This window comes from Pseudomonas sp. Irchel 3E13, assembly GCF_900187455.1.
GTDB lineage: Bacteria > Pseudomonadota > Gammaproteobacteria > Pseudomonadales > Pseudomonadaceae > Aquipseudomonas.
In genome coordinates this window covers 83,085-109,316 of the sequence record NZ_FYDX01000008.1, presented here as the reverse complement: position 1 = coordinate 109,316, position 26,232 = coordinate 83,085, and the positions used below count along the sequence as shown (strand labels likewise).

20 protein-coding genes and 1 pseudogene are annotated in these 26,232 nt (G+C 63.2%); all 21 read right to left on the bottom strand.

What is annotated here, in order from left to right; translation table 11 throughout:
- Positions 1–45: 45 nt before the first annotated feature.
- Positions 46–1,155, bottom strand: a complete 1,110-nt coding sequence (locus CKW37_RS15495) for a YCF48-related protein (RefSeq protein WP_095156580.1) — start codon at positions 1,153–1,155, stop codon at positions 46–48.
- Positions 1,156–1,199: 44 nt separating this feature from the next.
- Entirely contained in the window at positions 1,200–2,567 is a 1,368-nt protein-coding gene (locus CKW37_RS15490) for a DUF1329 domain-containing protein (RefSeq protein WP_095156579.1), read from the bottom strand.
- A gap of 11 nt (positions 2,568–2,578) precedes the next feature.
- The gene (locus CKW37_RS15485; RefSeq protein WP_256587764.1) at positions 2,579–4,261 is read right to left on the bottom strand and encodes a DUF1302 domain-containing protein; all 1,683 of its coding nucleotides are present in this window, start codon (positions 4,259–4,261) and stop codon (positions 2,579–2,581) included.
- Positions 4,262–4,662: 401 nt separating this feature from the next.
- Positions 4,663–5,562: a LysR family transcriptional regulator gene (locus CKW37_RS15480; protein WP_095156577.1), complete on the bottom strand. Its 900-nt coding sequence runs from the start codon at positions 5,560–5,562 to the stop codon at positions 4,663–4,665.
- A 16-nt stretch (positions 5,563–5,578) separates the two neighbouring features.
- The gene (locus CKW37_RS15475) at positions 5,579–6,193 is read right to left on the bottom strand and encodes a glutathione S-transferase family protein (RefSeq protein ID WP_095156576.1); all 615 of its coding nucleotides are present in this window, start codon (positions 6,191–6,193) and stop codon (positions 5,579–5,581) included.
- 40 nt (positions 6,194–6,233) lie between these two features.
- Positions 6,234–7,160, bottom strand: coding sequence for a fumarylacetoacetate hydrolase family protein (locus CKW37_RS15470; RefSeq protein WP_095156575.1), 927 nt, complete (start codon positions 7,158–7,160; stop codon positions 6,234–6,236).
- Positions 7,157–8,125, bottom strand: a complete 969-nt coding sequence (locus tag CKW37_RS15465; protein ID WP_095156574.1) for a flavin reductase — start codon at positions 8,123–8,125, stop codon at positions 7,157–7,159. The genes CKW37_RS15470 and CKW37_RS15465 overlap by 4 nt, the downstream gene beginning before the upstream one ends.
- A 74-nt stretch (positions 8,126–8,199) precedes the next feature.
- On the bottom strand, positions 8,200–9,225 hold the full coding sequence (locus tag CKW37_RS15460; RefSeq protein ID WP_095156573.1) for a VOC family protein: 1,026 nt from the start codon (positions 9,223–9,225) through the stop codon (positions 8,200–8,202).
- A gap of 21 nt (positions 9,226–9,246) precedes the next feature.
- On the bottom strand, positions 9,247–9,783 hold the full coding sequence (locus CKW37_RS15455; protein ID WP_095156572.1) for a carboxymuconolactone decarboxylase family protein: 537 nt from the start codon (positions 9,781–9,783) through the stop codon (positions 9,247–9,249).
- Between the two features lie 76 nt (positions 9,784–9,859).
- On the bottom strand, positions 9,860–11,380 hold the full coding sequence (locus CKW37_RS15450; RefSeq protein WP_095156571.1) for a 4-hydroxyphenylacetate 3-hydroxylase family protein: 1,521 nt from the start codon (positions 11,378–11,380) through the stop codon (positions 9,860–9,862).
- 142 nt (positions 11,381–11,522) lie between these two features.
- Positions 11,523–12,371, bottom strand: coding sequence for a CoA ester lyase (locus CKW37_RS15445; RefSeq protein ID WP_095156570.1), 849 nt, complete (start codon positions 12,369–12,371; stop codon positions 11,523–11,525).
- Complete coding sequence (locus tag CKW37_RS15440; RefSeq protein WP_095156569.1) at positions 12,371–13,564, bottom strand: CaiB/BaiF CoA-transferase family protein; 1,194 nt, start codon at positions 13,562–13,564, stop codon at positions 12,371–12,373. The genes CKW37_RS15445 and CKW37_RS15440 overlap by 1 nt, the downstream gene beginning before the upstream one ends.
- A gap of 10 nt (positions 13,565–13,574) precedes the next feature.
- Positions 13,575–14,735, bottom strand: coding sequence for an acyl-CoA dehydrogenase family protein (locus CKW37_RS15435; protein WP_095156784.1), 1,161 nt, complete (start codon positions 14,733–14,735; stop codon positions 13,575–13,577).
- A 104-nt stretch (positions 14,736–14,839) separates the two neighbouring features.
- Positions 14,840–15,712 (bottom strand): MaoC family dehydratase N-terminal domain-containing protein, encoded by an 873-nt coding sequence (locus CKW37_RS15430; RefSeq protein ID WP_095156568.1) that lies wholly within the window; start codon positions 15,710–15,712, stop codon positions 14,840–14,842.
- Between the two features lie 44 nt (positions 15,713–15,756).
- A complete protein-coding gene (gene lpdA / locus CKW37_RS15425; protein WP_095156567.1) occupies positions 15,757–17,511 on the bottom strand; it encodes a dihydrolipoyl dehydrogenase in 1,755 nt (584 codons plus the stop codon).
- A gap of 10 nt (positions 17,512–17,521) precedes the next feature.
- Complete coding sequence (gene aceF, locus CKW37_RS15420) at positions 17,522–18,823, bottom strand: dihydrolipoyllysine-residue acetyltransferase (protein WP_095156566.1); 1,302 nt, start codon at positions 18,821–18,823, stop codon at positions 17,522–17,524.
- Positions 18,824–18,908: 85 nt separating this feature from the next.
- Entirely contained in the window at positions 18,909–21,596 is a 2,688-nt protein-coding gene (gene mdeB, locus CKW37_RS15415) for an alpha-ketoglutarate dehydrogenase (protein ID WP_095156565.1), read from the bottom strand.
- Between the two features lie 182 nt (positions 21,597–21,778).
- Positions 21,779–22,648, bottom strand: coding sequence for a methyl-accepting chemotaxis protein (locus CKW37_RS33665; RefSeq protein ID WP_371864294.1), 870 nt, complete (start codon positions 22,646–22,648; stop codon positions 21,779–21,781).
- Positions 22,643–22,828 (bottom strand): annotated as a pseudogene (locus CKW37_RS33660) (HAMP domain-containing protein); the annotation flags it as partial. The gene CKW37_RS33665 and the pseudogene CKW37_RS33660, both read right to left, overlap by 6 nt.
- A 1,111-nt stretch (positions 22,829–23,939) precedes the next feature.
- Entirely contained in the window at positions 23,940–24,830 is an 891-nt protein-coding gene (locus CKW37_RS15405; protein WP_256587763.1) for an SDR family oxidoreductase, read from the bottom strand.
- Between the two features lie 14 nt (positions 24,831–24,844).
- Positions 24,845–26,227: a carbohydrate porin gene (locus CKW37_RS15400; protein ID WP_095156563.1), complete on the bottom strand. Its 1,383-nt coding sequence runs from the start codon at positions 26,225–26,227 to the stop codon at positions 24,845–24,847.
- Positions 26,228–26,232: the final 5 nt, after the last annotated feature.

The following is a 26,232-nucleotide window of genomic DNA, read 5'->3' as shown; positions in this document are numbered from 1 at the left end:
TAAGACTCGTTAGGGCGCGTCGCGTGATCATGGAAGTCGGTGTCGTCAGCCAAGCCGGGCAACCCCGGCAAGGCTGGTGGCAACCAGACCACCGTCGCTTGCTTCGACGAGGGAGGTCAGCGGGTCGCGCCGCGCAAGTGGCTGCTCGGCGAAACTGCCGCCACCGTCAGCGCTGACCAGCAATCGCCCGCCCTGCCCCAGTAACGCCACGCGGCCATCGTGCAGTTGCAGGGCCGAGAGGAGCGTCAACTGCGCGGGCAACTCGACCGGGGCAACCGCCAGGCTGTCCGGATCGATTCGGCACGCGGCGCCGAGCAACCCGGCGCAGACAAAACCACCCTTGCGCGTCGAGGTGACGGCGAACAAGGTGCGCCCGGCAGGTGAAGTCAGCGCCTGGAAGCTGGCACCGTCGTCGAGGCTGCGCATCAGCACGCCCTGCTCTCCGGTAATCACCCAGGTCTTGTCATGGCGGGCGACGGCGTAGAGGTGCATCCCCATGGGATTGACCAGCCGTTCCCGACAAGGCGTCCAGGTTTTGCCGCCATCGGTGGTGCTGGCGGCCAAACCGAAGGCACCGACGACCATGCCGTGCAGCGCGTCGGCAAAGCAGATCGACAGCAAGGGTTTGTCGGCACCGTCGGCCACCAGCCGCTCTGCCTCCGCAATATGGCGATCACGCCCAGAATCACTGGCAGGCAAGCCCCTGGCCTGAACCAGGGTTGCCTCGGCAAGCCCCACACCGTCGGTCTGCACAGCCCAGCTTTCGCCACCGTCGGTGGTGTGCAGCACCACACCGCTGTGGCCGGCGATCCAACCCTGATGAGCATCGACGAAGCTCGCTGCGGTCAGCGTGACGCTGACCGGCACCTGTGCCTGACGCCACTGACGACCACCGTCGTCAGACAGCACGACCAGCCCGCGCTCCCCCATGGCCACCAGCCGGTTACCGGCCGTAACCACCCGGGTCAACATGCCTTGTGCTGCTCGCGGGGTCATGCTGGCGGCTTGCTGCAAGGGGCCGCCCAGGATTGCCGAGCCCACTGTTACGGTGGTGGACGCCAGGACAGGCGCCAACAACGCCTGCAGCCCCACGCCCATCCCCAACAGCACTAGCGCCCGGCGCGAGCCGTCGATGCCTTCGTTATTGTTATTCATACTGCTTATCTCATCAGGGTTTGGTGTTCACGCTTGCTACCGCTTCAGCGCACGCCTTCTCCAGCCAGCGACTCAGGCGTGAAGAGGCGGTCCGGCATGGAGGCCTTGAGGTCCACCTGCTGGTTACGCGGGAAGTACGCGGATGCGAAGTAGCCACCACCGATGAGGTCGTAGGACATATAGCCCGCGACGATGGTGCCTGGCGCGGCCGGGAACACGGTCGGCAGGTTGTAGGTCACCTTCCACAGTTGCCCCTGGGCATCCCAGCGCTCGCCGGCGACAGCGATCCAGGTGTCTTCGTCGAGGTACACCCGCAGGCGCGGAATCACATGGCGCTGGCCGGCCTTGAGCGTGCCTTCCACAACCCAGACGCGGTGCTGTTCGAAGCGCACGAAATCAGGGTTGACGGTTTGCGGCGACATCAACTTGTCGATCGATTCGGCCTGGTGGTAGCTGTTGGTGTTGTAGGGCACGTACATCTCTTTCTTGCCCACCAGCTTCCAGTCGTAGCGGCCGATAGACGAGGAATACACCTCGACCTCGTCGAAGTTGAGGATGCCGCCGGCTACCGGGCTCGGCACGTCGCAGCAGGTCAGCGGCAGGCGACGGACGCGGCGCTGGCCGGTCAGATAGACCCAGGTCTTGGAGTCCATGTCATTGATGTTCACGCGCTGCAGAAGAATCTCGCCGGCACGGATGGGCGGGCCCGAGGTGTCTACGCGGCGCACGACGATGTTGGAACCGGCGGCCTGCCATTTCTCCAGGTTGCTGTTCGGGTCGTAGTACGGGAACGAGCTTTTGGCCACGTTCTGCGACACCGGAATCACCTTGCCTTCGGGGGTGACCCGCGCCAGGCTCGGCGTGGTCTGGTAGCCGGGGCTGGTCCAGCGCAGCAGATGGTTCCAGATCGCCTCTTCGCCATTCTTCGGAATGGGGAACGGGACGCCGCCAAATGTGCCTTTCGGGTACGGCCCCAACTCGCCGCTGGGGTCCATGGTGGCCCTGGTGGCGTTGGCGAAGGTGTTGTCATACACCCACTGCGGCGCCGCGGCGGTGCGCCGGGTCGGGAACACCTGAACGTTGAAGCTCGGGAAGCGTTTCAACAGGCCCAAGGTGCCTTCGGTGAGCTTGTCCTTGTACTGCTCGGCGTTCTGTCCGGTGATGGTGATCAGCGGTTTGTCCTTGGCGAACAGGTCCGGAATCGCCGCCGAAGTCGCCGACGCGTCCACCGGGTAGCCGCCATCCCAGGCCGGGATCGAGCCGTCCTGGTTGCCGGCGCGCTCGGCGCCCAGCGGCGTCAGCGAAGATTTCAGCCGGGCCGCTTCTTCAGCCGATACAGCGGCGTGCACGGTGGGGGCTGCCATTGCGGCGCAGGCGAGCGCCAGCACGGTCATGCGGGTGAAAATGGTCATGGAATGTTCCCTTAGAAAGTGCGACGCAGCGACACGGAGACGAAATCCCGATCTTTCAGGGTTTGCTCGAAGGTGTAGGTGCTGTTGACGGCGGGATCAGTTGACGAATACGTGGCGGTGTTCTCGGCCCCGTAGTAGTGGGTGTAGGCCAGCGAGAAGTCCCATACCGTCAGGTAGTTGGCGGCCAGCGTGAAGGTCATGTCGCCACCGTCGTCGGGGCCCATGATCGCCACCGGCGACTTGCCGTGGTTGTAACCGACGGTGAAGGAAGGCGTCAGGTCCAGGCCGTCCAGCACGTTGCGCTGCGGGATTGAATACAGGGCGCGAACAGCCATCGCACGCCGATCCAGTTCCGGGTCCATGGCATTGCAGTTGCTGGTGCAACTGGTCAGCTGGTTGTACGCCACTTCCATCGAAAGGCTGGGCTCGCTGGACATGAAGTTGCGCGGCATGGTCCAGATCATCGACACGTTGGCATGGGCCGTGTTGCCGATGGCGTAAAACGCATGGTTGTTGTTGTCCGCCTGTTTGGTTCCCACCTCTTGCGGCAAGCTGGTCAACGGCGTATCGCGACGCACCGAGACTTCACCGGCGAAGTTGACCGAGTCCACGGTGGTGGTGGCACTGATGCCGTAGGCCTTGATGTCTTCCGGATAAACCCACTGGAAGGTCCCGAACCCGGCACCCGGAATCCCGGTGAAGCCTGCCCGGGAATACAGTACCGGCGTCTTGGCGTGGTAGCGGGTCGCATAAACGCCAAACTCCCACTCGCCCAACTGCGAGCGCAAGCCGAGGCCGTACTGGCCGCTGTCGCTGGCTTTGAGGTCCTGGCGGCGCGACAAGCCAACACCGGGCAGGCCCGGACCAAAGCGGATGCGCTCACCACCGTCACCGAAGAAGTCGTTGACCGAGAAGTAGCTGCCGGAGCCCGGAAGACGGGTCGCTTCCCAGTCGTACTGGTAGTAACCCATCACGGTCAGTTGCGGCGAGAACTGGATCTGGCCAGAGAACTGGCCGACCGGGCGGATGATTTCCTTGGTGGTCGAACCCGGGACCGACGCCGCCTTCACCGCATCGACCGGCGACTGGGTGCCGGCAATGGCGTTGGCGCCGAAGAACAGGCTTTCCCCCCACAGCACCGAGTGCTGCCCCAGGCGGCCGCTGACGCGTGCCGAGCCGATGTCGGCGCCACCGAACAGGAAGGCGTCGAGAATCTCGGCCTTCTTGCCGTGCAGCTCGGCCGTGTCATCGGTGAACTCGTTGTGGCGCGCCGACAGTGCGTTGGCGGTGGCAGGCGAGTCGTTGTCATTCTTGTGGTTGTAGACGTCGTCGTACCAGGCCGCACCGCTCACCCGGAAACCGAAATTGTCGCGGAACACCAGGTCCATCTCGGACAGCACGTCGAGGCGGTTGGAGATCAGGCGGCCAGCCTTGAAGTTGCGATCGCCGTCGTCGCCGTTGAGCGCCGCCGGGCCACCGCTACCGTCAGCCGGTGCCGGGGCGAATTGGGTCAGTCGGTCAGACGGGCTGTGAACCCGCAGGGCGGAGGAATATTTGATCGTGTTGTCCCAGCGCAGCTTGATGTCCGGGTTGCCGACATCGATGGCCGCAGCCAGTGAGTTGCCAGCCGCCAGCAGGCTGGTGGCGACCACCATGCAACGAAGGCTTTGGCGGTACACATCGTCTTGCGGCACTGCAAATCTTATTTTTATTATTTGCATGGTATTCACCTGGAGAGATTGTTTGACGCATTAACTTCTAACTACCGATATTCATTAACTCGCAGCAGCAGGCAGCCACAGCAACTTTCAGAAAGTTCCTCTTGGGTGGGGTGTGATATCCGGCGTTGGTTAATTACATGGGCAGTTGCAAGTTCAAACAACACAGACCCGTGGTCTCTGTGTGGGACCGAGTATAAGCAGGCACTTTCCGACACGAACAATGATTAATCCCGCTGGAACGCAGCCGAATTTCTGATGGCAAGGATGGCGTTGGTCGAGTCGAGGATGGCGCGCACGAGCGCGCCCGCCCCCCCTGCAGGAGGCCCGGGAAGCGGCAGGAAATGATCAGCGGGATCAGCGTGAAACGAACAGGCTCAAGGCTGTTCGGCAGTACCCGCGCTCGCCAGGTGCATCGCCATTCTGTCGAACAGCAGCTTGACCCGGGTCAGCTCCAGGCGCGCGGCGGGCACCATGATTTTCACCCAGCGTTCGACCAGCGAAAACGGCTCCAGCACCGGCACCAGATGCCCGGCCTGCAACGCCTCAGCCACCACCGGCAGGGCCAGTTGCACAATGCCGTGGCCATCCCTTGCGGCGGTGCACAAATAGCCTTCGTCATTGGTGATCAGGACGGGGCGCACGTCCACCTCCACCCTGCCCTCAGGCGAGTTGAAGCACCAGATCGAACCGGCGATGGAGAACGTCAGGCAAGGGTGATCGACAAGATCGCGCGGGTGCCGCGGCGCCTCACAGCGCTCAAGGTACGCCGGGGCCGCGCACAGCAACCGGGGAAACGGCCGGATGACCTGTTCCACCACGTCGGCGTAGGCCATCTGGTCCATGCCCACCGAGATATCGAAGCCTTCTTCCGCCGGATTGCCGCCCCGATCCGAGGCGATGATCTCCAACTGCACCAGCGGGTTTTCGCTGCGAAAGGAGGTGAACAGTTCACCCAGGCCCTGGCGGATCAGAACGGCCGGAGCCTTGACCCTGATCGGTCCCTCGATGGCGCCAGGGCTGAGGATCGCCCCGCTGGCCATGTCCTGGTAGGCGCGCAGCAGGTGCCGCGCGTGGGTCAGGTAGCTTTGCCCGGTATCGGTCAGCGTCAGGCGCCGGGTCGAGCGGTCGAAGAAGGTCGTCTTGAAATCCCACTCCAGCTCATCGACGCGTTTCATGATGACCGAGGGCGAGGTGTGAAGCGTGCGCGCGGCAGCCGAGAAATTGCCGGTATCGGCGGTAACGACCAAAGCCTTCAACTTCAACAGCATGTCCATGGCGCAGCGCTCGGATTCAAAGGTTGAGTTCAGACTCAACGGCGCGACGGATTTCGGCTTTCGACCACAGGCGATCATGGTGCGCCTGGCATCCTGGCCCCAATGAACCGATGCCGTTGAGCACACACCAGTGCTCAAGGTAGAAAAGCGCAAAATCCGCGATGCTCAGGTGGTCGAAGAGCCAGTCCTTGCCGTTGATCTGTCGTTCTGCCCGGTCGAGCCCGGCCTGGAAAATCTTCAGGCCCTGGGCTTTGACCGCCGGGTGGTCTGCTTCGCTCGGCGCGAACTTCTCCGGCCGGCGAGCGCGAGTGTAGCCTTGCATGTGCACGGTAGATACCAGGTATTCGGCCATTTCCAGTACGCGAATCTCGCCTTCGATATCCGTCGGAATCAAATTCAGCTCCGGGTTCGTGCGCGCCAGATACAGCGCGATCACCGGGAACTCGGTGAGCAGCGAGCCGTCATCGCGGATCAGCGCGGGGACTTTGCCCTTTGGATTGATCCGGGTGTACGCCTCGAATTCCGGGGTGCCTGGCCGAGCGGCCTTTTCGATTTCGAACGGCTTGCCGATTTCCGCGAGCAAGGCATGGATGCCGATCTGGCAGGCGCCGGGAAGAAAATACAGTTTCATGGTTCACTCCATAAACAAGAGAGACGAGCCGTAATGGTCACTAGACGATGAAGGTTTCCAGCACGCCGATGCCCTGCACGCCGGCTTCCACGTAGTCGCCAGGCTTGAGGTACCAGGCCTGCGGATCGGGCTTGTGGTGCAAGGCCACGCCCTCGGGCGTACCGGTGCTGATCAGGTCGCCGGGCACCAGGCCGAAGCGTGACCAGAAGGCGACCAGGTGCGGAAAATCGAAGATCAGGTCGCGGCAATCGGACTGCTGGCGAAGCTCGCCGTTGACCTTCAGCCACAGCACCAGCGCGGTGGGGTCCGGCACTTCGTCGGCGGTGAGGATGTACGGGCCGATCGGGCCGAAACCGGGGTAGTTCTTGCCGAGCATGATCATGCCGTTCTGCATCTCGCGCAGTTGGCACTCCCGCGCGGACAGGTCGTTGAAAATCGTGTAGCCGAAGATGGCGCTGGCAGCGTCGATATCGCTCTGGGCATCGATGGCCTTGCCCAGCACCAGGGCGATCTCGACCTCGTAGTCCAGGCTCTGCACATCGGCAGGCCGCTTGACCTGGCTCTTGTGCGGAACCAGCGTGCGCCCGAGCTTGATAAAGCCGGTGGGAAAGTCACTGTGCAGTTTGCTGGCACTGTTGCCTTGCTTCGACTCCAGCAGGTGCCGCCCGAAGTTGCGCCCCGCGCAGAACATCGACTTCTCGGGAACGGGCGTCAGCCAGTCGACGGTGTCCGGGTCGTCGATCCAGAGCGGGTCCTGGCGCGTCTCGGCCCAAGCGAGCAGTTCGCGGGTGGCGTCCATTGCCGCTGCGCCGCCCTCGATCAAGCCCATGACCGAACCCGGCGTCGCCGCGCCGCCTCGTACCGCGGCGGCCTTGGCAACATCCACCAGCAACTCGAGGCCCGAGGCTCTGGAAACGATACCGAGCCGCTCGGCCCCGTCCATGGAGCGGTAGCGTGCGATTTTCATGAGACAAGCCGAGCCAGCAGGTGCTTCAGCAGTTGCACCTCGCTGGGGTCCAGATCGCCTTGAACATCGGCTTCGCTCGACTTGCGAATGGCGATCAGCTCCAGCACCGCAGCACGCCCTGCCGGGGTCAGCCGAACAGCGACCTGGCCGTCGTCGCTATCGACTTCGTGCAGCAGGCCACGGCCGATCAGCTTCTGCACGATGGCGGCGGAAACACCCTGGCCACGGACCTTCTCGCTGCGCGCGACGATCTCCGGCACACACAGCCCGTCTTCCCGGCCAATGATGCTCAGCACGGCATATTCCTCTGCCGTCCAGCGATTGTCTTCGAGCTTTTCGATGACTTTCTGCCGGGTCTGGAAGTAGGCATTGGAGACCTGGTAGAGCAGGTCGTCGGAGGACAGGTTGCTGAACTCATCCAGGGCATCAGAGCGGGCGGCCTGCTTGGGCAACAACATGCCATAGCGCCCGCCATGGAACACCAGCGGCTTGCGCGCGGAGTGACTGAATTCGACGATCTCGCCAACGAAGATGACGTGATCACCGCCCTCATACTGGTACGCCAGTTTGCAGGTAAAGCGCGCCATGCAGTCCTGCAACAGCGGAATACCGTCCGGCCCGCGCTCAGGCGCAAGCCCTTCGAAGCGGTCGATGCCTTTGCTGGCGAAGCGCCCGGAAAGCGCCTCCTGATCGGCCGAGAGGATATGAACGGCGAAATGCCCGCTGCTGCGGAAGGCATCCATGTTCAAGGAGGTCCGCGCCAGGCTCCAGAGCACCATCGGCGGGTCCAGCGATACCGAAGAGAAGCTGTTGGCGGTCAAGCCGATATCGACGTTGTCCGGCCCGGCGGTGGTGACGATGGTCACTCCGGTGGCGAATGAGCCGAACGCGTCGCGCAAGGCGCGGCCGTCGAAGCTGGCGCCGGCCTTGGCCGGGGCTGTCTGCACTGCTGTCTGTGTCGTCACGGTGATACTCCACTCTTGTTGTTATCGACGCTGCACGCCGCACGGGACCACCGCATAAGTGGCCCCTTGCTACGCTACTTCTTGGCGGCAGCCCTGACGCGGGCCTTTTCTGCCAGGTAGGTTTCAAGCGTCGACAGCGGTCCTCGCTCGTGGGCGAGCTGCTGGGTGGCGACGCCGCCGAACGCGGTGGTCTCGTTGAACCAGGCCTCTTGCGGTGGCAAGCCCCAGCGCAGCGACAGACCCGGCTTGCGCACGTCCCACGCAACGGGCTCAACCTCGATATCGATCAGCAGGTAGTGATCACAGAACAGCTCCACGCGATGACCATCGGGATCACGCAGGTACACGAACAACACCCCGGCCGGGCCATGACGGCCCGGACCACGCTCGACCACATCCCCCATGCCCAGGTTGCCGGCGACATCGCAAGCCCGCAGGATGCTGTGGGAATCGGTCACGGTGTAGGCGAAATGGTGCAGACGCGGGCCCGGGTTTTCCAGGAACACGATGTCCTGGGTGCCCGGTTTGCGGAACATGAAAGTCGCGATCAGCTTTTCATCGAGGGCCATGTACTCGGAAATGCGGAAACCCATTTCTGCGTAGAAATCGGTTTGCTCCTGCACATTCGGCACCTGGATCTGGTAGTGGTCGAAGCGCATCGCCGCGCCGCCCTTGAAGTCCTGGAACTGGGTGTACAGGCGCGGCGTGGTCGGCATGGTGGCGCAGAGTTGCACCGGGGTGCCGGCCGGGTCGTTGACCAGCAGCGTGCGCCCCTGGTGCGGAACTTCGATCCAGCGCGCCGGCAGGCCCTTGTTGCGGTAGAAGTGCTCGGCCTTGTCCAGCTCTTCTTCGGTGTAGACGCGAAAGCCGATCGCTTCGGCCTCTGGCGTACCGTCGTGACGCTTGATCACCAGGCTGTGGTGGCACACCTCTTCCAGGCCGCGGAAATACAGGGTATCGGCATCGCGCTCGGTGAGGACCAGGCCAATGACCTGCTCGTAGAAATCGCGGCTGGCTTCCAGGTCACGGGAGGTGATGATGGCGTGGCTGGAGCGGGTGACGTTGAATGGTGGGTAATAGACCGGTGTTGGCAATGGCATGGTAAGTCTCCTGGTGTCTGTTCAGAGCCGGGTGAAATCGGCTTCGTTGCTTAACTCAAGGGGGCCAGTCAACCGGCCGGTCATGTTGTACCAACCGATATTGAACAGCAGCGCCACGCTCTGCTTGGGGCCAAGGCGGTGGAAAACCCCTTCCCAGACCGAAGTGGCGACCTGCGCCGGCGCACGGGTCGCATCCCGCGCCAGGCGCAGTACGGCTTTCTCCAGTTCGGAAAACAGCGGGCTCTTTTCGAAGTCCCACAGGGCGAGCATCTGTTCCTTGCTCACGCCTTCCTTGATGGCGCGGTTCCAGTGGGGATCGTGTTCGTAGTGGGTGCCCATGGTCTGGCACGCCATCACGATGGCCATTTCACGCAGTCGAGGGTCGAGGCCATAGCCTTGGCGGACGGCGTCGGCCATGGGGATGAAGACGTCGAGGATCTCCGGGCAGATGGCCAGGGTCCGGAAGATCTGGGCGTTGGGTGCATGGCCGCGCTTGGCCTGAAGCAGGGCAAATGCTTCGGGCTCTTCGGCCGGGGTCGGCAGGTGAATACGGGGCATGTGGAACTCCGCACGTTGTTCTTGTTGTTTTTCCAATGCCGCAGCCTGGCTGCGGCATCCCGGGCATTACGTCGACTTATCTGCCGTTGATGCGCTGGTCCCATTCGCCATTGCGATCGAGGAACGCCCAGACGCGGTCTTGCGCCTCGCGTGCGCCCGGATAGCGCTCGCCGCGCATCTGGGCATTGCGCCATGGGTCGCCAGAGAAGAATTTTTCGTAGAGGTTCTGCCGCCCGGCGAAGGACGAGCAGGACGCATCCCAGGCCAGCCGCAACAGCTCCATCTTGCGCTCGGCGGGAATGTCGGCACCGGCGCAGTAACGGTCGATGATCGGGCCGTTTTCGCTGCGAAGGTCTTCGACGGTCGGCGCGACGACCACGTTGCCCGCACCGAGAAGCTGAAGGATTTCCAGCGCACGGGCATGCATCGCCGGGTACTGCGCACGGATTACGTTGAGCGGCTGCTCGTAGGGCACGACGGTGTCGCCCGGGCCTTTGATGCAGTCGATTTCCGCCACGCGGATCAACGCACGCAGGGTCTCGACGTAGGCCACCAGTTCGGACAGTTGCACCATCACGTTCGGGAAGCGGCTGTGGTTCACCTCCGTCAGGTTGTAGGCGATGCCCAGCAGGAACTCCATCTTGGCCAGGGAGCGGGTGGCGGACTGGTGCGAACCGTGGGGACCGGAGGGCGACTTCATCGCCGACTCGACGGCCTTGATGCTGCGGTACATGAACACCCGCTCCCACGGGATGAACGCTTCGTCGAACCACAGCACGGCGTCCATCTCGTCCATCCGCGCGGTCAGCGGGTCATTGGCGAAGTGGCCGTTGGTGGGGAAACCGGGACGGCAGATCATCTTCATCCCGGGGGTGTCGATGGCGCAGGCGAACCCGACTGCGTAGGCCTCGGCATCGTCCACCAGGGGGAATTTGGCGGCCGCCGGCATGATCAGCACTTCGTTGGCCAGAGGGCCCAAAGTAGCCACCGAGCGAGCCCCGGAGACGTAGATACCGGCATCGGATTCGCGCACCACGCGCATCACCATGTCACCGGGCTGTTCGAACATCTGCAGGCGTTTGTCGATATCCGGCGACACCAGCGAATGGGTCAGCGCCAGGTCGTTCTCGCGGATGAATTCGTGGTAGTCGAGAATGTTGCGGCCAAATCGTTCGCCACCCGCCGCGAACAGTTCGTGGGCCGAGGCGTGAGCACTGACCATCACGTTGAGGAAGTCCGGGGTACGGCCCATCATCCCGCCTACGGCGTCCATCCAGGTCTTCATCATTTCGCGGCGCAGACGCAGATCGTCGGCGGAACGCGGCAGCATGAACGACCGGCCGACCCGCGCCCCGGAGGTTGGCGAGACGAAGGTCATCTTGTCCTGCTGGGCCGGGTCGCACTGGATGTCATACAGATCGGAGATGGACTGAACGGCGCCACGGAAACGACGATCGACCGTCACGTCCTTGATGCGCTCGCCGTCGATCCATACGGAACGACCATCGCGGAGCGAGTCGATATAGTCGGCACCGTTACGGACGCCTTTTCGTGCCCCACGCATGGCAATCGGATTTTTGTTGGTGTTGTAATCCATGGGTTTTGCTCCTGCATCAGCTACCGGGTTTCGAGCCTCAATGGTATTGAGCCGGGCCGGATTTAAGAATTTGTGATTTGGACCAGGAGCTGTTCCAAAACGGAAAAGACACAGCCCCAAGCGTCCGCAATCGCCGCTGGATTCAGAGACCGAATTCAACAGCCAGTGCGAGGATGCGTTGCGCACGGGCCATCACCGGCGCATCGATCATCCGCCCGTCGAGCACCACCACCCCACCGCCCGCCGCTTGCGCCAGACGGCTGACGGATTGCGCCCAGGCGATGTCCACCGCCGAGGGGGTGAAGGCCGCAGCGGCCGTGGTCACCTGGCTCGGGTGGATCAGCAACTGACCGCTGAAACCGTGTTGGCGCGCACGCCTGGCGTAGCGAGCCAGGCCTGCGGCGTCGCCGATCGCCGTGAACACCCCGTCGACCGGGGCAGGCAAACCCGCCCGCTGGCTGGCGAGCACCAGCAGTGCGCGCCAGGGCAGGAACACCAGTTCGTCGGGATCTGATTCGTCCGGAATCAGATCAAGCTCCACGGCCAGGTCCAGCTTGCCGAACGTCAGACGGGCGCAGCCCGGGGCTTCGGCCACCTGCGCCAGGGCATCGATGCCGAGTGCGGTCTCGACGATGCACAACACCGGTTTGCCACTGGTGTCATGGACGTGCTCCACCTGCTCGGCGCTTTCCGCCTTGGGCAGCATCACCCCGGCGACGCCAGGGTGGCGGCAGGTCTGCAAATCCTCCTCGTGCCATTGGGTGCCGGCAGCATTGACCCTGACGGTGACGCGCTCATCGCGGTTGGCATCGAGCCACGCCAGCAAGGCCAGGCGTGCGGCCGGTTTTTCAGCGGGTGCAACGGCGTCTTCGAAGTCGACGATGATCACGTCCGCCCCGCTAGCCAGGGCCTTGCCGATGCGCTCAGGGCGGTTGGCCGGGACGAACAGGAAGGTCCGCGCCCGCCCGAGGTTCAATTGCCGGGTCGCCATCACACCACCTTCCTTTCGCGCAGGTCGGCGGCGCTGTCCGCATAGCCCAGTTCATGCAGGATCGCCGTCGTGTGTTCACCCAGCGCCGGCACCGGTCCCATGCGCGCGGGATGGTCGCCACCCATGCCCGGTGGTTGCAGCGCGGGCACAGGCCCGGCCGGCGTGTCCACCTGGGTCCAGCGCTGGCGGACCTCAAGCTGCGGGTGCTTCCACAGGTCAGCCATGGTGCTGACATTGGCATTGGCGATATCGGCGCCATCCAGGCGCGCCATGACCTCGTCGGCGGTCAGGTCGGCGAAGGTGTCCTCGATCAGGGCACGCACCAGCTCGCGGTTGGCGGTGCGCCGAGCATTGCTGGAAAACCGTTCGTCACTGGCAATCGCGGCGTCGCCCAGCACCTTGTCGCAGAACAGCGCCCACTCGCGTTCGTTCTGCAGGCCCAGCATCACCGTGCGGCCGTCGCCGGCGCGGAATGGCCCGTAGGGATAGATCGTCGCGTGCGAGGCACCGGTGCGCCGCGGCGGCTCCTGGCCCTGGTAGGCGTAGTACATCGGAAAGTTCATCCACTCGACCATCGCGTCGATCATCGCGATCTCGATGCGCCGGCCCCGCCCGGTTTTGCCGCGCTCGATCAGCGCGCCGAGAATATTGGTGTAGGCGTACATGCCGGCGGCGATGTCGGCAATCGAGATGCCGGCCTTGACCGGTTCATCCGGCGTGCCGGTGATCGACAGAAAACCCGCCTCGCTCTGGATCAACAGGTCGTAGGCCTTTTTGTGGGTGTACGGCCCGCCCTCGCCGTAACCGGAGATATCGCAGACGATCAGTTGCGGATGAGTCGGTGCCAACGCCTCGAACGACAGCCCCATGCGCGCCGCAGCGCCGGGGGCGAGGTTCTGCACCAGCACATCGGCGTCGGCCAGCAACGTCATCAGGATATCCGTGGCCTCGGGCTGCTTGAGGTCCAGGGTCAGGCTTTCCTTGGAGCGGTTGACCCAGACGAAATGCGAGGCCAGGCCCTCGACGCGGTCGTCATAGGCGCGGGCGAAGTCGCCGCTGCCGGGGCGTTCGACCTTGATCACGCGGGCGCCCAGATCGGCCAGGTGGCGCGTGGCCAACGGTGCGGCGATGGCGTGTTCGAGCGACACCACGGTGATGCCTTCAAGCGCCAGAAGCGGTTTTTCGGTAGCCATGGCAGCTTCCTCAGAAAGAACGCGGCAGCCCGAGCAGGTGCTCGGCGACGTAGGCGTAGATCAGGTTGGTGGAGATCGGCGCGACCTGATAAAGGCGGGTCTCGCGGAACTTGCGCTCGATGTCGTATTCGTTGGCGAAGCCGAAGCCGCCGTGGGTCTGCAGGCAAACGTTGGCAGCTTCCCAGGAGGCTTTCGCCGCCAGGTACTTGGCCATGTTGGCCTGGGCACCGCAGGGCTGATTGGCATCGAACAACTGGCAGGCCTTGAAGCGCATCAGGTTGGCGGCTTCGATCTCGATGAAGGCATCGGCAATCGGGAACTGCACCCCCTGGTTCTGTCCGATCGGACGGTCGAACACCACGCGCTCGTTGGCGTACTTCACCGCGCGCTCCATGAACCAGTAACCGTCGCCGATGCATTCAGCGGCAATCAGCGTGCGCTCGGCATTGAGCCCGTCGAGGATGTACTTGAAGCCCTTGCCCTCCTCGCCGATCAGGTTCTCTTCGGGAATCTCCAGGCTGTCGAAGAACAGCTCGTTGGTCTCGTGGTTGACCATGTTGGGGATCGGCTGCACGGTGAGGCCCTTGCCGATCGCGTCCTTGAGGTCGACGATGAAAATCGACATGCCCTCGGATTTCTTCTTCACCTCAGTGAGCGGCGTGGTCCGCGCCAGCAGGATCATCAGGTCGGAGTGCTGCACCCGCGAGATCCAGACTTTCTGGCCACTGACGACGTAGCGCCCGTCCTTCTTCACCGCGTTGGTCTTGATCTTGGTGGTGTCGGTACCGGTCGTGGGCTCGGTCACCGCCATCGACTGGATACGCAACTCCCCCGCCGCGATCTTCGGCAGGTACTTCTCCTTCTGCGCCCGGCTGCCGTTACGCAGCAGCGTGCTCATGTTGTACATCTGCCCGTGTACCGCGCCGGAGTTGCCGCCCGAGCGGTTGATCTCTTCCATGATCACCGACGCTTCGGTCAGGCCCAGGCCGGAACCGCCGTACTCTTCGGGGATCATCGCGGCGAGCCAGCCGGCGCCGATCAGCGCATCGACAAAGGCTTCCGGGTAGGCGCGCTGTTCGTCGATCTTGCGAAAGTACTCGTCCGGAAACTCGCGGCACAGGGCGCGTACGGCGTCACGGATTTCCTGATGTTCGTCGGGGGCATAGAGCATGGTCATGGTGGTTTCCTGTCGTGTTTTGAGGGATCGCGGCAAGGCGACGCCCTTGGCGCTCCTGTACAGGGCGCCGGCTTGAAATTCGGGGTGGGTTTGGCGGATCAGTCGAAGCTGAGGTCAGCCTTCATCGAAAGGCGGCCATCGCAGTCGGTCCACAATGCTGCGCTGTCCGGGCCGGTGAGTTCACCGCACAGATCGAACGCCGTGGTCGCGAACAGCGGGCCGACCGCCCTGAACGCAAACTGGCGCACGCGCTTGGCGGGATGGGCGGCGCGGAACGCTTCGAGCAGCAGGGTGGCGGCCAGCGGACCATGCACGACCAGGCCGGGATAGCCTTCTTCCGCGGTCGTATAGGGCTGGTCGTAGTGGATGCGATGGCCGTTGAACGTCAGCGCCGAATAGCGAAACAGCAACACCGGATCGGGCTGGATACGCCCGCCAAACTCCGCGCAACCTTCGACCGGTGCCCCGGCAAGTGCCGTGGTGCCCACGGTCGGCTGGCGATAGACGATGTCTTGTTCTTCAACCAGGCACAGGCCGCGCTCGCCGGTGATCGAGTGCTCCACGGTGACAAACACCAGCTCGCCATTGCGCCCGCTCTTGCGCTCGCAGCGGGCGATACGCGAAGTCCGCTCGACCGCCTCGCCAACCCGCAGAGGCTGAATGAACGTCAGCCGGCCGCCCGCCCACATGCGGTTGGGCAGTGCTATCGGCGGCAGGAAGCCGCCCCGCTGCGGGTGGCCATCGACACCGATTTCGCTGCGTCGGGCCTTGGGCGTGAAATACACCCAGTGCCACAGCGGCGGTAACTCGGCACCGGTTGCAAAGCCGTCGGGATCGAGGTCCAGTGTGGCGGCCAACGCCTGGGCAATGCGCTCATCGATACGATCGGTGCGCCGCTCCTCGCGGCCCAGCCATTGGGTCAGATTCAGCGCAGGTTGCTCGTCGCGAGTCGCTTCAGTGCAGCCATTCATGGTTGTCTCCTCCGTCGCGTGTCTTGTTATGCGTGATCCAGACTTCAGCGCCGCGCAGCGGGCAGGTCGGTACACGTGCCATGGGCGACTTCCGCCGCCATGCCGACGGTCTCGCCGAGGGTCGGATGGGGGTGGATGGTCTTGCCGATATCCACGGCATCGGCGCCCATCTCGATGGCCAGGCACACCTCGCTGATCAGGTCGCCCGCCCCGGTGCCGACGATGCCGCCGCCCACCACACGGCGCGTCTCGGTGTCGAACAGCAACTTGGTGAAGCCTTCATCGCGGCCGTTGGCAATCGCCCGTCCTGACGCGGCCCACGGGAACACCGCCGTTTCAACGCTGAGGCCTTTGGCCTTGGCTTCCTGCTGGGTGATGCCGGCCCAGGCTACTTCCGGATTGGTGTAGGCAACGCCCGGAATCTGCAAGGCATCGAAGACGCTGCGTGCAAGGTCAGGGTTGTTTTGCGCCTCGCCTGCCGCCACTTCAGCAGCGACATGGCCCTCGTGAACCGCTTTGTGCGCCAGCATCGGTTGGCCAACGATGTCGCCAATCGCGAAGATATGCGGCACGTTGGTGCGCAGTTGCTTGTCCACGGCGATGAAGCCGCGCTCGCCGACGACGACACCCGCCTTGTCGGCATCGATCTGGTCGCCATTGGGCCTGCGTCCCACGGCCACCAGGACCAGGTCGTAGCACTGGGCTTGCGCGGGGGCCTTTTCACCTTCGAAGATGACCCGGATGCCCTGCTCGGTCGCCTCGGCGCTGGCCGTGCGGGTGTTCAACATGACGTTGTCGAAACGGTGGCTGTTGTACTTTTCCCAGACCTTCACCAGATCGCGATCAGGCCCTTGCATCAGGCCGTCGAGCATTTCGACCACGTCGATACGCGCGCCCAGTGCCGAGTAGACCGTCGCCATCTCCAGCCCGATAATCCCGCCGCCCACCACCAGCATGCGCTTGGGCACGGCCCGCAGTTGCAGCGCCCCGGTGGAGTCGACGATGCGCGGATCGTCAGGCATGAACGGCAGCTTCACCGGCTGGCTGCCGGCGGCGATCACGCACTGCTTGAAGCGGATGACCCGCTTTTCGCCGGTCTGCTCACGGCCGGCGCCGGAAACAACTGCAACCTCAAGATGGTGTGGATCGAGGAAGCGCCCCACGCCACGCACCACCTCGACCTTGCGCGCCTTGGCCATGCCCGCGAGCCCGGAGGTGAGCTTGTTGACCACCGATTCCTTGTGCGCCCGCAGCTTGTCGAGATCGACGGCCGGATCGGCAAAGCCGACACCCAGGGCTTTTAGGTGGGGGACCTCCTCCATCACCGACGCGATATGCAGCAAGGCCTTGGAGGGAATGCAGCCGACATTCAGGCATACCCCGCCCAGCGAGGCATAGCGCTCGACCACGATGGTTTTCTGCCCAAGATCCGCCGAACGGAACGCGGCGGAGTAACCGCCGGGCCCGCCGCCGAGGACCAGCACATCGCATTCCAGGTCTGCCCTACCCGCACAGGCTGGCGACGGAGCCGCGACCGGCGCAAGCGGCGCGGCGCCTTGTTCGGTTTCCAGTATCAACAACAGCGTGCCCTCGGCCACCTTGTCGCCGACCGCTATTCGCACGTCCTTGACCACACCGGCCGCCGACGCCGGCACATCCATCGTTGCCTTGTCGGACTCCAGCACACAGACCGGATCGTTGACGTTCAGCACATCGCCAACCTTGACCAACACCTCGATCACCGGCATGGCGGCCGCATCACCGATAGCCGGCATCAGTACTTCTATCACCTGACTCATGAGCAGCCCCTCAAAGCGTAATCCGACGGAAATCAGCCAGCAGAGCCGCCAGGTGCTGAAGGAAACGTGCCGCGGCAGCGCCATCCACCACGCGGTGATCCCAGGACAACGCCATCGGCAAGATCAGCCGCGGCGCAAAACCGCTGCCATCCCAGACCGGCTTCATTTGCGAGCGGGTGACTCCGAGAATGGCCACTTCCGGCGCGTTGATGATCGGGCTGAAGCCGGTGCCGCCAATGCCGCCGAGGCTGGAAACGGTAAAGGTGCCGCCGGTCATGTCGGCGGGGCCCAACTTGCCGTCGCGGGCTTTTCTAGCCAGCTCGCCGCATTCGACGGCGATCTGGCCAATGCCTTTCTGGTCGGCATCGCGAATCACCGGCACCACCAGCCCGTTCGGCGTGTCGGCCGCAAAACCGATGTGGTAGTAGTGCTTGAGCACCAGGACCGGCTCACCGTCTTCATTACCCAGTGAACTGTTGAACTGCGGGAAGGCTTTCAGCGTTGCGACCGCGGCCTTGATGAGGAACGCCAGCAAGGTGTACTTGATCGCCTCCTTGCCGCCTTCCGCGTTGAGCTGCACACGAAACGCTTCGAGCCCGGTGATGTCGGCCTCTTCGTTGTTGGTGACGTGGGGGATCATTACCCAGTTGCGCGCCAGGTTGGCGCCGGAGATCTTCTTGATCCGCGACAGCGCGACCTTCTCGATGGCGCCGAACCTGGAGAAGTCGACGTTCGGCCATGGCAACAGGTCGAGCCCGCTCCCGCCGCCGCTCGAACCCGAGGCAACAGCGCTTTCCAGGCGAACCAGAGCGTCCTTGATGAAGCGCTCGACATCCTCGCGCAGGATTCGCCCGCCCTTGCCGGTAGCCGCTACCCGCGTGACATCCACACCCAATTTGCGCGCATAACCGCGAACCGATGGACTGGCATGAGGCTTCACGCCGAGGGTGGTCACTGCCGGCGCAGGCACGGCGGCAACGGGCGCTACGGGCGCAGCGGGTATTGCGGCTACAGGTGCCGGCGCAGGCACAGCCGGGGCACTGCTTGCCGGCGCAACTGGCGCTTCATTTGCGGCCATCTGCAAGGTGAGCATGGCACTGCCCCTGGATACCCGATCACCCACCTTGAGGCTGATCGACACCACGGTGCCGGCAGCCGGGCTCGGTACGTCCATGGATGCCTTGTCCGACTCCAGGGTCAGCAAGGGGTCATCGAACGCCACGGTATCGCCCGGTTTCACCAATACATCGATCACCGGGAGGTCTTTGAAGTCCCCGATGTCAGGGACCTGAATTTCTCTGATTTCACTCATGACTAAACGCCGTCAGGAAAGGGGTCCGTTCCACCTGCATGGAACGGAGGGAGCGCTCATCGAGCGCATGCGAAGAGCGAAGCCGTCAGCAAGTCCACGGCGCCGGACGATCGCTCAAGCCGTAGCGCTCAACGGCCTCGGCCAACACCTGGCGCGGCAGCGTGCCGTCACGCACCAGCCCGTCCAGCGCGGCGAGCACCACCTGATGCCGATCCACTTCGAAGAAGCGGCGCAGGGCGGCGCGGGTATCGCTACGGCCAAAACCGTCGGTGCCCAACACGACGAAGCGCGCATCGACGTAACCGGCGATCAGTTGCGGCCAGGCGCGCACATAGTCGGTGGCCGCAACCACCGGGGCGTTGCCAGCGAGGGAGGCACACAGGTGGCTGACCTGCTCGGGTTCAGCGGGGTTGAGCCGGTTGTGCCGCTCGACGCTCCGCGCTTCACGGGCCAGCTCGCTGAAACTGGTCACGCTCCACACCTCGCTGGACACCTGCCAGTCCGTCGCCAGCAACTCGGCGGCGGCGATCACTTCACGCAGGATCGTGCCGCTGCCCAGTAGCCGCACAATGCCGCGCGACGACGCTGCGTCGGTCGTTGCACAGCGGTACATGCCGCGAATGACCTGATCCTCGACGCCCGCCGGTAGCGAAGGCTGGGCGTAGTTTTCGTTCATCACGGTGATGTAGTAGAACTCGTCGACACCGCGCTCCATCATCTGGCGCATGCCGTGGTCGACGATCACCGCCAGCTCGCCGGCGAACGCCGGGTCATAGGCGCGGCAGTTGGGTACCGTGGCCGCCACCACATGACTGCTGCCGTCCTGGTGTTGCAGCCCTTCGCCGCCGAGGGTGGTCCGCCCGGCCGTTGCGCCCAGCAGGAAGCCGCGGGCACGCTGGTCGGCCGCGGCCCAGATCAGGTCGCCGACCCGCTGGAAACCGAACATCGAGTAGTAGATGTAGAACGGCAGCATCGGTTTGCCGTGGGCGCTGTAAGACGTCGCCGCCGCGACCCAGGAAGACAGGGCACCGGCCTCGGTAATGCCCTCCTCCAGCAACTGACCGTCCTTGGCTTCGCGGTAATACAGCATGGAACCCGCATCTTCCGGTTCGTACAGTTGCCCCTGCGGCGAGTAGATACCGATCTGGCGGAACAGGTTGGCCATGCCGAAGGTGCGTGCTTCGTCAGCAACGATCGGCACGATGCGTGGGCCCAGGGCCTTGTCCTTGAGCAGGCCGCCGAGCATGCGGACCACCGCCATGGTGGTGGACATTTCCTTGCCGTCGGCTTCGAAGGCAAACCGCGCGTAATCGGCCAGGGCCGGCACGGCGATCGGCTCATCGCCTTTCTGCCGCGCCGGCATGTAGCCGCCCAATGCGGTCCGGCGCGATTGCAGGTAGCGCATTTCCTGGCTGTCCTCGGCCGGGCGATAGAAGCGCAACTGCGCCACGTCGTCGTCCGACAACGGCAAGGCAAAGCGATCGCGGAACGCCTTGAGCGCATCGATATCCAGTTTCTTGGCCTGGTGCGAGGTCATCCGCGACTCGCCGGCGCCGCCCATGCCGTAGCCCTTCTTGGTTTTCGCCAGGATCACGGTCGGCCGGCCCTTGTGCGCCTTGGCCGCCGCGAACGCGGCATACAGCTTGCGGAAGTCGTGCCCGCCACGCTTGAGGGCATCGATGTCGGCATCGGACATGTGCGAGACCAGCGCCTGGATCTCCGGGTCCTGCTGGAAGAAGTGCAGCAGGTTGTAGGCGCCGTCCTTGGAACCGAGGGTCTGGTATTGGCCATCGACGGTTTGCGCGAAGCGTTGCAGCAGGGCGTTGTTACTGTCGCGGGCGAACAGCGGGTCCCAATCGGAGCCCCAGATCACCTTGATCACATTCCAGCCGGCGCCGGTAAACAGCGCCTCCAGTTCCTGGATGACCTGGCCGTTGCCGCGAACCGGCCCGTCCAGGCGCTGCAAGTTGCAGTTGACGATAAACGTGAGGTTATCGAGCTTTTCCCGGGCGGCCAGGGTGAGGCCGGCAATCGACTCTGGCTCATCCATTTCACCGTCACCGAATACGCCCCAGACATGGCGCTCGGCGGTATCGACCAGGTTGCGGTTCTCGAGGTAGCGCATATAACGCGCCTGGTAAACCGCACTGATCGGGCCAATACCCATGGAGCCGGTCGGGAACTGCCAGAAGTCCGGCATCAACCATGGGTGCGGGTAGGAACTCAGTCCATTGCCGCTGACCTCTTGCCGATAGTTGGCCAATTGCTCTTGCGACAAGCGCCCTTCAAGAAACGCGCGGGCATAAACGCCGGGCGCCGAATGCGGTTGGTAAAACACCAGATCGCCGCCATGTTTCTCATCACGTGCGCGGAAAAAGTGGTTAAAGCCGACTTCGAATATTTCGGCGGCAGATGCATAACTTGCAATATGCCCGCCCAGGTCCCCGTAGGCCTGGTTTGCGCGCACTACCATGGCCAATGCATTCCAACGGATTATCGAAGTAATCCGTTCCTCGACAGCAAGGTCACCGGGATAGGCGCCCTGTCTTTCAATCGGAATTGTGTTCCGGTAGGCCGAGTACGGGTGCACGTGCGAGGTAATGCCAAGTGCTCTTGCGTGTTGCTCTAATTGTTTAAGCAGGAACTGACCGCGCTCGGAACCGCCCTCGCGCACGACAGCCTCCAACGACTCCAGCCATTCCTGTGTTTCATTCCGGTCACTGTCCACAGACACTATTGATCCGGCCACGGCGTTATCGTTTAGCGAACTCATATCTGCCTCCACTCTTAGTGCGCTTAGCTTAGAGATAAACCGACAGAACTTGCCGCCGTACTAAGCTTCATCATTGCTGTTTCGGCATAGAATGCCGTCATGAATTCTTATGCGTCAGACTTGAACTTGAATGGCGTCATCCAGACAACTTTGAAGTTCCGTAACTTAGAGACTGGCCAACTTCAACTGGCAGTGCGAAAACCTCCAACGGCTGCGTTAAGTGCGCCACCCACCTGTTCCAGTCCGCGTACCGATGATTCCAGCAAGCCACTTGCAGCCGTACTTTGCTCAGCCACCAAACGCACTCGCTGCATGCTTTGACCGACCTGCTCAGCCACCGTGCTTTGCTGCTCGGCTGCCGCGGCGATCTGCTGACTCATCTGTTCCACGGTCGATACCGCTGCGGCAATTTCCTGCAGCGCACTGGACGCCTGGGCGGCCAGGACCACGCTTTCGCCCGTCAGCGCCTGGCTGCCGCGCAAGCGGCTGGCTGCCTGCTCGGCGACCGTGCGCAACTGCTGGATGATCGTGGCAATGTCATCGGTTGACGCCTGGGTGCGCCGCGCCAGGTTACGGACCTCGTCCGCGACCACCGCGAAGCCGCGACCATTTTCGCCGGCACGTGCTGCTTCTATCGCCGCGTTGAGCGCCAACAGGTTGGTCTGGCCGGCCAGGGCACTGATCACATCGAGAACCTTGCCGATCGCCGCGCTCTCATCCAGCAGCAAGCCCATGGCTTCGGTGCAGCCACTCATCTCACGTTCCAGGTGGTCGATCTTGGACGTCGCCTGGCGCACCAATTCCTCGCCTTTGCGCGCCTGGGTGTTGGCCTGTTCGACGGCATCGCGGGTCTGGCTGGTACTGCGCGCAACGTCTTGTGCGGTGGCGGCCATCTGCTGCATCGCGGTGGCGGCCAATTCCGTTTCTTCACACTGTGAGCCGACACCCTGACGCGTGCGATCGGTCACCTGCACCAGGCCATCAGCCGCCTGGTTCAGTTGCCCGACACCGTGACCGATACGGCCGATCAGCCCACGCAGGCTGTCGAGCATCACCCCGACGCTGCCGAGCAACTGGCCGAGTTCGTCCCGTCGCCCGTCGGCATCGATCTGGGCGCTGAGATCACCCGAGGCCACCCGTCGGGTCAGGTCAACGGCCTGGCGCAGCGGCTGCAGAATCAGGTGGCGAATCAGCAATCCGGCACCGGTACCCAAGCCCAATGCCAAGAGCATGATGGCCGCCAGCAGGAACGTTACCCGTTGGCTCATCGACTGCGAGGCTTGCACCTGAGCGGAGCGAACGTCTGCGAGCAATGCACTGACCTTTTGCGCCGCGCTCGTCATCGCCGCCTGACTGTCGCTGGCTTGCTCGCGACTCGCCGCGTAGCCATTGAACGCGGCACTGTATTCCGCCAGCGCCGCCCTTGCCTGGGCGAGCGAGTCGCGCTCCGCGCCTTCCAGGCGAAGCTCGAGGTTTTCCATATACGAGCGCAATTCGACGACCCGGGCCTCCCAGGCGTTATGCACCTCGGTACTGCCCTCCAGGGTGAAATAGAGCTCGCTGTCGCGCAGGTTCGCCAGCTTGTCGCGCAGGGTGGAAGCCTGCTCGAGTTGCAGCATGCGCACCGAATCCGCCGGCTGCGCCTGCGCGGAGAGCAGGTTGACGGCATCGAGTTGATCGAGCATCACCACGGTGAAGCGCTCGCCCACCACCTGGGCCAGTTGCTGCATGCGCAGGCGCGCTTCCCGCGCTTCCCGCTGGGCCTGGGCGTAACGCTGGAACTGGGTGAGGAAAATATTCGCCGCCTCGATGGCGTCGCCCTGGCCAGTTTGCGCCTGGGACTGCCCCAATTTCGCCACAAGCTCCCCGGTGAGGCTGGCAACCTTGCTCGCTTCGTCCTCCGCCAACTCCAGGCCGAACGCCTTGACCGCAACCTGTGCGCGCAACATCAAGGATTCCACCGCCGCGACGTCGTTCATCTTCTCGGCACGCGCTTCGAGCAAGCCGAAGGCATAGAACGCCGTGGCGGCAACACCCAAGGTCGATAACAGCACCACGCCAAAACCCAGCGACAGCTTGGCGCCGACCGACAGGTTGCCCAGCACCCGGGCAATCACTGAGGCCACCCGTTGCGCGGCACTGTTTGCGCGCAGGCAAGAGGGGTCAAGAACGGATAAGGCATGGAATACGGAGGCAAGCTGCGCATAGGGGATCTTCTTATTGTTCTTCGATTTTCGACGTTGGCGTCGATTGCAATCAAAGCCTATCCCGACTACGCGCGGCCCGGCCAATGGCCAATACTGATGGGGGCTAGCTGAACTGTTGATGGGTAAAACCCGAGCGTTATTTCAGTGCTTGATAGGCCTCGTATTCCTTGCGCACAAAGGCTTCGAAGCTGGTCGCCTCGCGGCCCAGCAGCCAACCAAGCACGTTCGGGTTACCGAGGAAATCGTGGTTGCTGTAGCGCTTCTCGATGGAGGCGCTCACCTGTGACTGGTGCGCGAAGGTGACGGGATCGCCTTCGCCAAAGCGGGCGCGGATAAATGCGGCCATATCAATCCTTTCAACGCGAATCTCGCTACCGAGGACCTTCGTCAGCACCTGGCCTATGTCGTACGCCGTGAAGCGCCCAGGCCCCACCAACTCGTAGGTGGCCGCCAAATGGCGGGCTGGATCGGTGAGAACGCTGAACGCCACCTCGGTGACATCGTCCAGGTCCACCATCGACTGATAACGCTCCAATGCCCACGACAAGCGGAATACGTGCTCCTCGAAAACCGGTTTCAAGCGCGGCGGCAGCATGTAGTTGGCCGGTTGCAGAATGGTGAATTCGAGGCCGGAGGACAGTAGGTGTTCTTCGATATCGCGCTTGATTTCGTGCTGCACCAGATCGGTGGTGATGGCATGCAGGACCGAGCTGAAAACGAAGTGCCCGACCCCCGCCTCACGCGCCGCATCGATGATGTTGAAGCCCATCGCGCGCTCGGCCGGATGCAGCGTCGGACCGATGTGGTAGAGGCTTGAAACGCCCCGAACAGCCTCATGAATAAAGGCCGGGTCGGCAAGGTCACCCACCAGTACTTCCTGTACGCCCTGGTTGCGCAGCGCCTCGGCGGAGGCACTGCTGCGCACGCAGGCACGAACGCGATGACCGCCCGCCAACAAGCGGGGAACAAGCCGTTTGCCCTGGTTGCCATTGGCTGAGGTCACCAGGATGATCGGTCGGGTGTTCATGGTTGGGTTCCCTATCAGAAGAACAGCGTGAGACTGGCTTGAAGGTTCAGCGCATCTTTGACATCCGGGCTGAAGGCCGGCTTTTCCACGTAGCTCAGCCCTGTCCGGAAGTAAGTCCCGGCGGCCACGCGCATGTTGTAAGCGAGGGTTGTCGAGCGGGAGTCGTCGGCGTTCGAGACATGCAACTGATCGAGTTTCTTGTTGGCGTCATCGCTGTAGCTGGTGTAGCCGTACTCCAGCATCAGCATGTCGAATGGGCGCGAGTCCAGCAGCCCTTTGGCGAACACCCGCACGCCGTAATACAGGTCGAAGAGGTTGCGATCTTCCGGCGCTGACATCCAGGTCAAGCCGGCATATAGCCCGCGCGAAGCGATGGCGCTGTCGAACTGATAGAACTGGTAATCGCCCAGTACATACGCGGCATAGTTGTCGTCGCTGCGCTCGTTACTCAGGAACTGCGTGTAGTCCGAGGTGTTGTAGATGTAACCCGCTCGCAACCAGGCATACGGGCGGCCCGGTTTGGCATCGCGCTTGTAGCCCAATTCATCGATATACAGCGGGCCGGTGTGCTCACCGTGCAGGTCGAGTTCGCCTAAATGGCGATCGATTTCTGGCCCCATCCCATCCGGGCTGATGCTGCGCTGGACACCGAACTTGTTATAGAAATTGCCCAGGTTCACCGTCACGTTGGCAGCCGGGCTGGAAACCGGCGCATGGCTCAAGCCCACTTGAAACGGAATAACGGCCTGCAGGCCCTGGGTGCCACCGACCAATGTGCCGCCGGTAAAGGGACCGATGAACTCCAGATCGTTGGGAAGCACGCCGATCTTGAGTTCGACCGCCTTGTTCCACAGGCTCTGGTAATAAGCGATGCGGGTGAAACTGAAGCGGGACGACGGATTCACCTCATCCCAACTGGAGTAATAACTGCCGACGCCGAAAATGAACTGCCCGTTATCCAGCCCTACCTGGCCGAGGTCATAGGTAAAACCCGCCATCAAGTTGGACGAATATGTTGGCCTTTCGCCGGCATAGGCCTGCGGCTTGTGGCGGTCATGAGAGAGGTAGTTGTTGGTAAACGTGCTCATGTTCAGAAGGCTGAACCCGATGCCATGCTCGGCCAGGTCAGAGCGCAGCCCGCCTGCGTCACCGACGATGCTCTCCGAGGGCGGAGGCAACTCGGTCAGTTGACCGCGCTCAACCAGGGCGTCGATTTTGGCGAACTGCTGTTTACGTTCGATGATATGGCCGAGCAAGGCGCTGTCGGGAGGCGGCGTATCGGCACGCGCATTCAAGGCCTGGGCTGCCCAGATGGCCACGGCCGCCGCGAGGGTTACACGAAGAAATTCAGGCGCACGCTTACGGTTCGGGGTCGAACCGGCAGGGTTGGATTGCATGGTCT